Origin of the sequence: Aeromonas sp. L_1B5_3 (genome assembly GCF_963866575.1) — a bacterium.
In the GTDB taxonomy this organism is placed as follows: domain Bacteria; phylum Pseudomonadota; class Gammaproteobacteria; order Enterobacterales; family Aeromonadaceae; genus Aeromonas; species Aeromonas jandaei.
In genome coordinates this window covers 103,427-115,286 of sequence record NZ_CAWMDN010000146.1, presented here as the reverse complement: position 1 = coordinate 115,286, position 11,860 = coordinate 103,427, and the positions used below count along the sequence as shown (strand labels likewise).

Sequence of the window (11,860 nt, the reverse complement as noted above, 5' to 3'; positions counted from 1 at the left end):
TTTTCGCTTTTCTTTCGGCACCTGCTTCGCTAGGAAGCTGGCTCATCAGTTCGGCGTGTTCCGCCGTGCTGGTAGGGGCGCATTATAGGGAGCCGCGCCACGATGACAATAGTTTTTTTGAAGAAAATCACGAAAATTTCAAATTATTCAATTAGAAACAGCTTATTCAGTGTATATATACAAGGTTATCCACAATCCAGCTGTTTCACTCCCCTTTTAGCGTCATTTATATCGCCGCCAAAGCCTTTGGGAGTGCCATACTGGAGCCGATAACCTCTTCCGAGTGGACCATGGTAGCGCCAATCAGGAAAGCTGGTTACCATGGAGGTGAATACAGTGTTGCACCTTTTTTGCTTTCATTTACAAAAGGTCTTTTAAGATGAATTTATCCAAGTTTCCCGTCTATATGCAGGCCGCAATCCTTGCTCTGGTATTGGCAGTGGTTGGCTACCTGGTTGCCCAGGCCCTGCAATTCTCTTTGAAAGCGGAAGTCATTTTTGCAGCAGGTCTGGCGATTGGCGGTTTTGTGGTACCGCTGCTCCTGAAAAGAACCCCGGCTAATGCAGCTGAAGCAATCGCCAATCAGGAGACTTGCACCTTATATGTAGGCAACCTGCCATATCGCGCCAACGAGATTGCCGTGCGCGAATTGTTTGCCGAACAGGGCCAGGTAATTTCCGTACGCCTGATGAAGGACAAGGCAACCGGCAAGCGCAGAGGATTTGGTTTCGTCGAGATGCCTGCTGCAGATGCCGCCAAAGCGATTGCCGCATTGAATGACAAAGAGTATCAGCAGCGCACCCTCAAGGTACGCGAAGCGAACGACAAGCGAGACAAAGAGGAGAAGGAGGGTGGTGAAGTCGAGGCTTGATCCCCCGTCAAAACCCCACCTCTTCCAGTGATGACAGCCCCCATGCTTGCAAGGGGGCTGTCAGTTTTTGGGCCTCCCCATCCAGCCGGGTGCAGTAAGCCCTGGCAATCACCTCTTCTATATGTACATGCGGCACGGTGGCATGCCCGCCATTGCTCAGCAACCAGGCCACCCGTTTGGCAACTGCACTGCCGGAGTCGATCAGCTGGCATTGCGGCATCAGTTGCCCAATATCTTCATTGAGTAGCGGGAAGTGGGTGCAACCGAGCACCAGCGTATCCGGCTTCTCTTCCCCCTCCAGCCAGTCAGCCAGCACTTCACGCAGCAGCGCCATGTTGACCGGCAGGCCCGCAAGCTTGTGCTCCGCTTCTATTACCAGCTCGGTGGTGCCCTTGAGCAGCACCCGCTTGCCGGGGGCAAACTGGGCGATCAGTTCGTGGGTATAGTCGCGGCTGACGGTACCCGGCGTGGCCAGCAGACCGATACAACCGTTGCGAGTCTGCGCGGCGGCGGGCTTGATGGCAGGTACCACCCCCACCACGGGAATATCAAGTGCCTCACGCAGAGCCGGCAGCGCTATGGTGCTGGCCGTGTTGCAGGCAATCACCACCAGATCGATCTGATGACGGGCCACCATGGTAGTAACCAAGCGGGAACAGGCTGCAATAAGAGCGGGCTCGCTCAATTCACCATAGGGGAAGTTGGCATTGTCGAAGCAGTAGAAATAGTTGTGTGCCGGCAGAACGCGACGGATCTCGCGGTAGATGGTCAGGCCACCCATACCGGAGTCAAACACGAGAATATTGGCCACTTGACCTCCCCCTTTGGTGCAAGGCGGCGATCATACTCCCGCCTGCCGCCAATAGAAAAGGCCCTGCCAATGGCAGGGCCTCGGTTTTTCAAAGATGAACCGAATAAAGCATCAGAAGCGATAATCGGCAGTCACTTTGAACTCGGTACCCGGTGAGGCATAACCATAGGCAGGGGCGTAATCACGATCGAACAAGTTATCTATACGCCCCCCTAAGGTAAATTGCTGAGTCACCTCGTAACTGGCGGCCAGGTTTAACAACGTATACGCACCGAGCTCTACCCGTTGGTTTGTCGCCCAGTTATTGTCATAGCGCTTGCCGACATAGAGCAGCTCAGTCGTCAGTGTCGTGGCATCGAATCGGGTATCTGCGATCCAGCTACCCTTATGCTCGGCTCTGCGCAGCAACTGCAAATCCTGATTACCCTTGTCTTTGGCTCTGGTGTAGTCGTAACTCAGACGATGATGCACGGGCCCGGTATCGATACCGATTTCCGTTTCCACCCCTTTGATATCCGCCGTGGTATTTTTGGGATTGCATGTGTAGCTCATGCTGGTCAGGCAATAAATCAGATTATCGATGCGGTTGCGATACAGATTTACAGACCAGTCCCAGGCCGAATAGCGACCTGACAGACCCAGCTCCAGGTTTTTGCTCTCTTCCGGCTTGAGTGTCGGATTCTCAGACCCTGGATAATAGAGCTGGTTGAAGGTGGGCGCTTTGAAGCCAGTACCGTAGCTCAGCCGGACATTATGGTTTTCATCGATATCCAGCCCGCTGGCCGCAGACCAGGTGTTGTGACGGCCATATTGCTGGTTGTCATCGGTACGACCTGACAACTCCCACAGCAGCGCCTGCCAACGGTAGCTCCCCACGGCAAACAGACCGGTATTGTCGCGATCAGGTGCGCTGAAGGTTTTGCCATAGCTGCGGGAGTCTGATTTCATCTCCTCACGCTGCCAATCTGCGCCACCGGTCAGATTCATCCCTTCGATGCCGCTCCAACTGTTAATCCAGGAGAAGCGGGTTAAACCTGTATGAATAGGCTCACCGCTAGCCTCTCCTTTAGCCTCCTGCCAAGTCTTCAGCTTGTTCTCACCGTAACTGGCTTCAAGTCGACTGCTCAGATCCTTACCCTGGAACTTGAGACCACCATCATATTGGAAAGCCTGTACCCGACTCTGGTCCGTGCTGCCATCTGTGTCGGTGAGATTGTCATAGCCCTGAGCATTGAAGTCCGCACTCCAAGCATCATTAAAAGCGTGGTTCAAACCAATTTGGCCATTACGGCTGGCAAAACCATCCCGATCCGGCTGTTTGGTATTGGCTACGACATCAAAACCATCGGTACGCTCGTAGCCGATCAGCATGTTCATATCGGTTTTTTGACCCAATGACTGAACCGTTCTGAGCTCGCCTTGGCCATAACCATTGCTGCCAGCACCGCCCTTCAGGTGTGTCTCGCTGCCATTCTTGGCGGATGTTATGGTGATGAGGTTGATAACGCCGCCAATGGCATCGGAACCATACACAGCCGCACGTGGGCCACGGATATACTCGATGCGCTCGATATTGCCGAGCGGGATTTGGCTGAGATCAGGCGTACCCGCCACCATGGCTGCAATCGGACGACCATTCATCAAAACCAGCGAGTGGTTGGAGTTGGTTCCACGGATAAACAGGCTGCTGATGTGACCCCGGCCTCCCAGTGTCGCTATCTGCACACCAGGCAGGGTTTTCAGCAGTTCGGGCAAACTCTGAACCTGACGAGATTCGATCTCGGCGCGATCGATCACCACAACGGGCGCCAGCACCGAGCTGACCGGTTGTTCCACGCGGTTGGCCGTAATGACCAGAGTTGGATTGATGGGGATGGTGGTTTGGGCAAACGCCGCCGTCGGCAACAGGGCAGCCGCCAGAAACTTCTTCGACATGAGAGATCCTTAAGTTCGCGTAAGTATCTACTTCGTGGCCGGTTTCTCTCGGCCCGAAATACGAACTCTGGCAGGTCTTCGGGCTCGGGGGCTGATGGCCTACGGCGACGGCTTCCCGCCTGACGGCAGTGCCCTGATGTCGCTTCGTTCCCCCTTACCGCTGCGCGCCAGCTCCGGATTCTCACCGGATTCCCTATTAAGCATGATGCGCCAAAGCGGGAGGATTATAGGCAGAGCAAAGTTGGATGTATAGCCATCCAGATTTCTATTTATTGCCAGCCAGCACCGCCAGCCGCTGTTGGGCCCCCTCCATCACCGCCTGTACCCCGGGATGAGAGAGATGGCGCCCTGCCGAGACCAGATAGTAAGAGAGGGTGACGTCGGTGAGGGTCGCAATCCGCTCCACTCCGTAGAGGCGGCCAATCTCGTCGGCCATCGCCAGCGGCGCCGGGAAGATCCCCATCCCCGCCTTGCCGAACGACTTCATCAGGGTGGAGTCATCAAACTGCCCCACCAGATGGGGATGAATGCCCTGCTGACGATACCACTCCAGCAGCCGATCGTGGGTGGCAGACTTCTCTCCGGGGATCAGCAACGGCAGCCCCTCCAGCGAGGCGGGAAAGCCGTCCCGCGCCCGCGCCGCCAGCTCCGGGCTGGCAAACAGCGCCAGCGGGCTACGCCCCAGCTCGTGGTTATAGCCACGCACGCCGCTGTCGGGAGGGAGCGGGCGATCAATCAGCACCATATCCAGCTTGTGACGGGCCAGCTCGCTGAACAACTGCTCGGCCCGCTCCTCGTGACACACCAGCCGCAGCGGGGTCGCCAGCGCCATGGCGGGAGCCAGCAGCTCGAACGCCAGGGTGCGAGGTACCGAATCGGCGATCCCCACCTGCATGGTCAGCTCCTGACTGGCGTGGCGCAGGGTGTGCTCCAGTTCGGCGCCGAGCGAGAAAATCGCCCCCGCCTGCTCCTGCGCCTGCCGACCCGCAGCGGTCAGCACCAGACGCCGCCCCACCCGGTTGAACAGCGCCACCCCGAGGGACTGCTCCAGCTCGGCGACCTGACCGCTGATGGTCTGCGGCGTGAGATGCAGCTGTTCGGCGGCTTGCGTCACGCTGCCGCAGCGCGCCACATGCCAGAAGTAGTAGAGCTGTTTGTAGTTGAGCATGCTATTCCCTATCAGTTTTTACCGAACAACCATCAGCGAGAATCTGATTTTATCGAAACATTGCGGGCTCTAGCATGCAACCATTATCTGAACTGCCCTGCGAGCCATCATGCTGGACGTCGTTGTTCTCTTCTTTCTGTTTGGTCTGCTGGCCGGTCTGGTACGCTCCGAGCTCAAGCTGCCGCCCGCCCTCTACGACACCCTCTCCCTCTTTCTTCTTCTGGCCATCGGCCTCAAGGGCGGCGTTGGTCTGGCCCAGCAATCCCTGCAGCCTCTGCTGCCGCAACTGGCGCTGGTGATCCTGCTGGGCGTGGTGCAGACCCTGCTCGGCTTTGCCGTGCTGCGCCTCAAGATGAACCGGGTGGATGCCGCCGCCACTGCCACCCACTACGGCTCGGTCAGCGTCGCCACCTTTGCGGTCGGGGTGAACTGGCTCACCGAACGGGGCATCAGCTTTGAATCCCAGCTCTCCATCTTCCTCGCGGTGATGGAGATCCCGGCCATTCTGGTGGGCATAGTGCTCGCCCGCGGCATCAGTCGCGAGACCCGCTGGCGCATGCTGGCGCACGAGACCTTCCTCGGCAAAGGGGTCACCCTGCTGCTGGGCGGCATGGCCATCGGCTATCTGGCCGGGCCGGACGGGATTGCCCCGCTCAAACCGCTGTTTGTCGACCTGTTCAAGGGTGCGCTGGCGCTGTTCCTGCTGGAAATGGGCCTCATCGTCGCTCGCCAGTGTCAGGATCTGCGCCGCCATGGCCTGTTCCTGCTCGGCTTCGCCCTGTTGATGCCGCTCGCCTCGGCGGGACTGGGATTGGCTGCTGGCCAGCTGATGGGGCTCTCCCTCGGCGGCCTGACCCTGCTGGCCACCCTGGCGGCCAGCGCCTCCTATATTGCCGTGCCGGCCACCATGCGCATCGCCGTGCCTCAGGCCAACCCGGGGCTCTCTCTCAGCGCCGTGCTGGGGGTCACCTTCCCGTTCAACATCATGCTGGGGATCCCGCTCTACCACAGCTGGGCCCGCCACTTCACGGAGTAGCCACATGCAGACCGAGACCCGCACCCTGCTGACCGTCATCACGGAAGCCAATCTGGAGCCTACCCTGCTGCGCACCCTCACCCGCGAGGGGCTGCGCGGCTACACCATCACAGATGCCCGCGGCAGGGGGGATCATGGCGAGCGCAACGCCAGCTGGAGCGAGAGCGGCAACATCCGGCTGGAGGCCATCTGCAGCCGGGAGCAGGCGGAGCGGCTGCTGGCCCACCTGCAGAGCCGCTACTACCCCGATTACGCCATGATCGCCTTTCTGCAACCGGTCGAAATCGTGCGACCCGAGAAATTCTGAGCCGGCTTGCCGGCTCTTTTGTTCACCAAAAGCAAACGTTTAACAACAAGGATTCAGAGAAAATGAACACCCCTCCCCTGATCGGCCTGGTAATGGGCTCCGACTCCGACTGGCCCGTGCTGCAGGCTGCCGCCCGCATCCTCAAGGAGCACGGCGTGCCCTACGAGGCGCAGGTGGTCTCGGCCCATCGCACCCCGGATCTGCTGTTCGAGTATGCCGCCACCGCCCGCGAGCGCGGCCTGCGCGCCATCATCGCCGGAGCCGGTGGCGCCGCCCACCTGCCGGGTATGGTCGCCGCCAAGACCACGTTGCCGGTACTGGGGGTGCCCATCCCCTCCCGCCATCTCAAGGGGATGGACTCCCTGCTCTCCATCGTGCAGATGCCCAAAGGGCTACCGGTCGCCACCTTCGCCATCGGCGAGGCGGGGGCTGCCAACGCAGCCCTGTTTGCGGTCTCTCTGCTCTCCGTTGCACAAGACGGCGACGCCCCCCGCTACCGGCAGCAGCTCGACGACTTCCGCACCCACGAGCGAGATCGGGTGCTGACGCTGCAACTGGAGGAGCCGACATGATCCTGCCACCCGCCACCCTCGGCATGCTGGGGGGCGGCCAGCTTGGCCGCTACTTCGTGATGGCCGCCCACCGCCTCGGCTACAAGGTGGTGGTGCTGGATCCCGACCCGGCCAGCATCGCCGGTGCCGCCGCCGATCACTATATTGTCGCCCCCTATGACGACCAGACCGCCCTGCTCGAGCTGGCCAGCCGCTGCGAGGCAATCAGCTGCGAGTTCGAGAACGTGCCCGCCGCCACCCTCGCCCTGCTCGAAAAACAAAAGCCGGTACGCCCGGCCGCCTGCGCGGTGCGCATCTGTCAGGATCGCCGCGAGGAGAAAGCCCTTCTGCGTGGAGCCAACATCCCGATCGCCCCCTGTCTGGCACTCCTGCCGGAAGAGCCCATCCCCGCACAGGCCAGCGAACTCCTCCCCGCAATTCTCAAGACGGCCCGCGAGGGGTACGACGGCAAGGGGCAGTGGCAGGTGAGCAATCTGGATGAGCTGGCGACGGCGCTGGCAGCCAGTGCTGTGCCCTGCGTGCTGGAGAAACGGCTGGCGCTGGAGGGGGAGTTTGCCCTGACCCTGGCCCGCAGCCCGAGCGGCGCCATCAGCTCCCTGCCACTGGTGCAGAACTGGCACAGCGGCGGCATTCTCGACCAGACTTGCTCCCCGGCCAATGTGCCGGCGCTGGAGAGCGAAGCCAAAGGGATCGCCGAGCAGCTGATTGCCGCCCTCGATTATGTCGGGGTGCTGACGGTGGAGTTCTTTCTGGTAGAAGGCAGATTGCTGGTCAACGAGCTGGCGCCCCGTCCCCACAACTCGGGCCACCCTAGCCTCGACAATGCTGCATGCAGCCAGTTCGAGTTGCAGGTGCGGGCCCTGTGCGATCTGCCGCTGCCAGAGCAGATCGCCGTGCGTCCCGCCCTGTTAATCAACCTGCTGGGGGATCTCTGGCAAAACGGCCCCCCCGACTGGGCCACCCTGCTGGCACTGCCCGGCCTGCAGCTGCACCTCTACGGCAAGGGCGAACCCCGCCCCGGCCGCAAGATGGGCCATATCACGGTGACCGGTGACGACTGGCCAATGGTGGAGAAGACCTGCAGTCAGGCCCGCCAGCTGCTGGGGCTGGCGCCACGCTGATCGAGCATCGGAAATGCAAAGACCCGGGCATGGCCCGGGTCTTTGCTGTTGCTTGCTGCGGCTGGGAGCCTTGTCAGGCCCGTTCGGTGGTCAGCGCCACGGGAGCCGGCAGGCGAATGGTGAGGGAGAGCACCAGCGCCACCACCAGCAACACCAGGATCAGGTGGAAGGTCGCCATAAAGCCGCCAAACAGGGAAGCCACGATGGAGCCGATGATGCTGCCCAGACCAAAGCCCAGATAGATGACGCCGTAGTTCTTGGTCAGGTTGTTGAGACCGAAGAAGTCGCTCACCAGCGAGGGGTAGACGGTGATGGTGCCGCCGAAGCTGAAGGCCACACAGGCGACCGCCACGAAGAACAGATTGGCATTGAGCGGCACGAACAGCAGCAGCGCCATGCCCGCTAGGGTAATCAGCTGAGCGATGGTGATAACCCGGATGCGGGACATCTTGTCGGAGAGGATACCCAGCACCAGACGGCCACCCAGGTTGGCCATGGCGATGATGGCGACGGCGTTGGCGGCGACCACTGCTGGCAGACCCACCATCTTCTCGCCAATATCCTTGGCCACGCCGATGACGTAGAGGCCGCTCATGCAGGCAGTGAGGAACATCAGCGCCAGCATCCAGTACTGCGGCTTGCGCATCGCCTCGGCCAGGGTGAAGTCACGGCTCTCGCTCTGCTGCACGGAGGCGGCCTGCTTGGGCGCATCCTTCATCAGCATGCCGCCCACCAGCACCATGGACATGGCGATCAACCCCCACAGCTGGAAGGTGGTCTCAAGGCCGGAGCTGGAGAGCAGCAGCAGGTTGATGTATTTGAAACCGAGACTGCCGAGACCATAGGCACCGATGGAGCAGGCGGAGATCAGCCCCTTGCGCTCCGGGAACCACTTCACGCAGTTGGAGAGGGTCATCAGGTAACCGGTACCGTCGGCAAAACCGACCAGAATGCCCGCGCAGAGGTAGAGCATCGCCAGATTGCTGGCGTGGGCGGTGAGGAAGAAGCCGATGCCGAGCAGCACACCGGCGCCCAAGGTCACGTTGCGCACCCCGAATCGCTCCTGCAGCTTGCCCGCCATGGAGGAGGCGACCGCCAGCGAGAGGCTGAGCAGGCCGAAGGCGAAAGCGACCTGACTCACCGGCTCGTCCAGCTTGTCGGAGAGCTGGGCGTTGAACAGGCTCCAGGTGTAGACAGAACCCAGTGCAAACTGGGTGATGATGGTACCGATCAGTGTCAGGTACCGGGTGCGATTCATCTCTTTGGTCATGATGCGTCTCGGTCGATGGCCTTAAGGAAATTGAGGCCACTATAGGCAAGACGCAGCTCGCGCCGATCGATTAAGGCATGAAATGCAGATCGGCGGGAATGAATGACAATCAGAGCCGCATCAGCTGACGGAACGCCTTGATGTTGCTGCGACTGACCGGCACCTCGAACGGCAGATCATGGAGCCGGATGAGATAGGTGCTGTTAAACCAGGGGACGATTTCGCGGATTTTGTTGATGTTGACGCAGTAGGAGCGGTGGCAGCGGAAGAAGCCCTCGGCAGGCAGCCGGCTGACAAACTCGCTGATGGTCATGGTCATCACGTAGCGATCATCGCGGGTGTAGACATAGGTGAGCTTCTCGTCGGCTTCCGCGTAGTAGATCTGCTCGCAGGGGGTGACGATGATGCGCTCCCCCTTCACCAGATTGACGGTGCGATTCTGCGCTGCCCCCGGCTCGCTCCCCTGCCCCGCCTGCGACTTGCCCGCCTGCTCCAGCTTTTGCAGCAGGCTGATGAGGCGCGGCTCGTTGTAGGGCTTGAGGATGTAATCGAATGCCTCCAGCTCGAACGCCTCCACCGCAAACTCCTTGTAGGCGGTGACGAAGACGATGTGGGGCGGGTGACTCGACTTGTGCAGGTTCTTGGCCAGCAGCAGACCGTCGATGGAGGGGATCTGGATATCCAGAAACACCACGTCCACCTCGTGATCCTGCAGATATTTGAACGCCTCCAGCCCATCCTCGAAGCTCGCCACTATCTCGATCTGGCTGTGCTGATTCACCAGATAGATGAGCTCCTCGCGAGCCAGATACTCGTCTTCCACTATGATCGCTTTCAACATGACATTGCCCCCTGAAGAAGCACAGGAGAGGCAAGCTCCTCACGAATCAAACATTCGTCTTCCATAATGATCGCTTTCAGCATGACAACACCTCTCGCGGCACACACTTATCCTCAACCATGATGGCACTCAGCATGGCATCGACTCCTGATCCGGCAGATAGAAACTCACTTCGGTACCCGGTTCCAGCCGTTTGAGGTGCAGGCCGTCGCCATAGAGCAGCTTGACCCGCTGATGCACGTTCATCAGGCCGATGCTGCGGCTCTCCACCCGACCGGCGGCCACCCCGTCGATCACCTCCTGACTGATGCCGTAGCCGGTGTCCAGCACCGCTACCCGGATGCCGCCCGCCAGCTGCTTCACCTCGATGGTGACCCGACCCGGCGCACTGCGGGGCTGGATGCCGTGCAGGATGGCGTTTTCCACCAATGGCTGCAACAGCAGGCTCGGCACCTCGATATGCACGTCATCCACATCGAACACCACCTCCAGCTTGTCGCCAAAGCGGGCCTGCTCGATGGCCACGTAGTCGCGCACCTGCTGCAACTCCTCCTTGATGTCGATGAGGGTGTCACCCTTGTTGAGGTTGTAGCGCAGGTAATCCGCCAGATTGGCAATAAGCTGGCGCGCCTGCTGGGGCCGGATGCGGATCAGCGACGAGATGGCGTTGAGGGCATTGAACAGGAAGTGCGGGTTGATCTTGCTCTGCAGCGCGGTGAACTCCGCCTTGCGGGTCATCTCTTTCAACTGCTCGATGCGCGACACCTCCATCTGGGTGGAGATGAGCTGGGAGAGGCCAACCGCCATCTCCCGCAGCGAACTGGTGATGCTGTGGGTGCGGCGGTAGTAGATCTTGAGGGTGCCGCTGACGGCGCCGTTCTCCCGCAGCGGAATAATGATGACCGAGTGGAAGTCGGCCAGATGGTACTGGCGCAGATCGTTGTTGATGATGATCTGGTCGAGCAGCACCGCCTGCTGGGTCATGCCGCTGATGGCGTGGTGCTCCTCCAGCTCGTAGTAATCCTTGCCCACCCCGACATAAGCCAGCACGTCACGGGTGTCGGTAATGGCCACCGCGTCGGCACTGATCTCGCTGCGAATGATGGCGCAGACCTGGCTCAGGGAGTGGCGGTCGATGTTCTGGAAGAAGGGCAGCGTCTTATTGGCGATATCGAGCGCCAGCTTGGCCTGCTTGGCGGCAATCAGCTCCTTCTCGTCATCCAGATCCTGTACCAGCTTGATGATGAGACCGATGCAGAGCGCCCCGGCAATCATCGGGTAAGCGATATGGCTGACGATCTCGACGCCCACCTCGTGCGGCTCGGTCAGCAGCCAGATCAGCAGCATGGTGAGCCCTTCACAGAGCATTCCCGCCAGAATGCCGTAGAGCCAGAGCCGCGACTTGCGGCAGCGCAGGTGCAGCCAGGTGGCGAGCAGGCCGGCGATGATGCTGGCGATGAGGCACGGGATCGAGGTGTGGCCATCCATGTCGATGAGATAGCGGTGCAGACCGGAGATAACCCCGGCCGGAATGCCGACCCAGGGGCCAAACAGAATGCCGCCAGAGATAATGGCGATGATCCGCACGTTGACCAGCGCCCCCTCCACCGGAATGCCGGTGTAGGTACTGAACACCGCAAACAGACAGAAGATGGTGGCAACCAGCACCCGCTCCGCCGGGGTGTGATCCTGTTTCTGGAACAGCCGCTGGAACGGCCGGGTGCGGGTCAGGAAGAAGAGGGTCATCAGCATCAGCGCCGCCCGTTCGAACACCGCCAACAACATCATCTGATTTTCGAGCAAAACAGGGATTCCGTATCTATGACTAAAAGGAGGACAAGACGCGGGATCATATCCCGTGTCAGCTCATTCCGAATAGTGGGTTCCAGATTAAGCTTTGCTGCTGGTGGGTCGATAAATGAGTGACC

11 protein-coding genes and 1 riboswitch are annotated in these 11,860 nt (G+C 60.2%); of the genes, 5 read left to right on the top strand and 6 right to left on the bottom strand.

Annotation, left to right across the window (positions count from 1 at the left end; all coding sequences use genetic code 11):
* Window positions 1-379: 379 nt before the first annotated feature.
* Entirely contained in the window at window positions 380-871 is a 492-nt protein-coding gene (locus AACR93_RS19570) for an RNA recognition motif domain-containing protein (RefSeq protein WP_041210845.1), read from the top strand.
* A 7-nt stretch (window positions 872-878) separates the two neighbouring features.
* Here AACR93_RS19570 and murI read toward each other — a convergent pair whose 3' ends face one another.
* The 3 genes from murI to AACR93_RS19555 form a co-directional block, all read right to left on the bottom strand.
* Window positions 879-1,682, bottom strand: coding sequence for a glutamate racemase (gene murI, locus AACR93_RS19565; protein ID WP_043851719.1), 804 nt, complete (start codon window positions 1,680-1,682; stop codon window positions 879-881).
* Window positions 1,683-1,793: 111 nt separating this feature from the next.
* On the bottom strand, window positions 1,794-3,617 hold the full coding sequence (locus tag AACR93_RS19560) for a TonB-dependent receptor domain-containing protein (protein ID WP_043851718.1): 1,824 nt from the start codon (window positions 3,615-3,617) through the stop codon (window positions 1,794-1,796).
* A gap of 52 nt (window positions 3,618-3,669) precedes the next feature.
* Window positions 3,670-3,847, bottom strand: a riboswitch (cobalamin riboswitch).
* A gap of 35 nt (window positions 3,848-3,882) precedes the next feature.
* The gene (locus tag AACR93_RS19555) at window positions 3,883-4,785 is read right to left on the bottom strand and encodes a LysR family transcriptional regulator (protein ID WP_043851717.1); all 903 of its coding nucleotides are present in this window, start codon (window positions 4,783-4,785) and stop codon (window positions 3,883-3,885) included.
* A 109-nt stretch (window positions 4,786-4,894) separates the two neighbouring features.
* Between AACR93_RS19555 and AACR93_RS19550 the strand changes: the two genes are divergently transcribed.
* From AACR93_RS19550 to AACR93_RS19535, 4 genes are all read left to right on the top strand, one after another.
* Window positions 4,895-5,821: a sodium-dependent bicarbonate transport family permease gene (locus AACR93_RS19550; protein WP_043851716.1), complete on the top strand. Its 927-nt coding sequence runs from the start codon at window positions 4,895-4,897 to the stop codon at window positions 5,819-5,821.
* Between the two features lie 4 nt (window positions 5,822-5,825).
* Window positions 5,826-6,128, top strand: coding sequence for a P-II family nitrogen regulator (locus AACR93_RS19545; RefSeq protein ID WP_005321666.1), 303 nt, complete (start codon window positions 5,826-5,828; stop codon window positions 6,126-6,128).
* A gap of 62 nt (window positions 6,129-6,190) precedes the next feature.
* The gene (gene purE, locus AACR93_RS19540) at window positions 6,191-6,700 is read left to right on the top strand and encodes a 5-(carboxyamino)imidazole ribonucleotide mutase (protein ID WP_043851715.1); all 510 of its coding nucleotides are present in this window, start codon (window positions 6,191-6,193) and stop codon (window positions 6,698-6,700) included.
* Window positions 6,697-7,821: a 5-(carboxyamino)imidazole ribonucleotide synthase gene (locus AACR93_RS19535; protein WP_043851714.1), complete on the top strand. Its 1,125-nt coding sequence runs from the start codon at window positions 6,697-6,699 to the stop codon at window positions 7,819-7,821. Before purE ends, AACR93_RS19535 begins: the two co-directional genes overlap by 4 nt.
* Before the next feature lie 73 nt (window positions 7,822-7,894).
* Here AACR93_RS19535 and AACR93_RS19530 read toward each other — a convergent pair whose 3' ends face one another.
* From AACR93_RS19530 to AACR93_RS19520, 3 genes are all read right to left on the bottom strand, one after another.
* A complete protein-coding gene (locus AACR93_RS19530; protein ID WP_019446255.1) occupies window positions 7,895-9,091 on the bottom strand; it encodes an L-lactate MFS transporter in 1,197 nt (398 codons plus the stop codon).
* Window positions 9,092-9,200: 109 nt separating this feature from the next.
* Complete coding sequence (locus tag AACR93_RS19525; RefSeq protein ID WP_033115292.1) at window positions 9,201-9,932, bottom strand: LytR/AlgR family response regulator transcription factor; 732 nt, start codon at window positions 9,930-9,932, stop codon at window positions 9,201-9,203.
* A 129-nt stretch (window positions 9,933-10,061) separates the two neighbouring features.
* On the bottom strand, window positions 10,062-11,735 hold the full coding sequence (locus tag AACR93_RS19520; RefSeq protein WP_043851713.1) for a sensor histidine kinase: 1,674 nt from the start codon (window positions 11,733-11,735) through the stop codon (window positions 10,062-10,064).
* Window positions 11,736-11,860 lie beyond the last annotated feature (125 nt).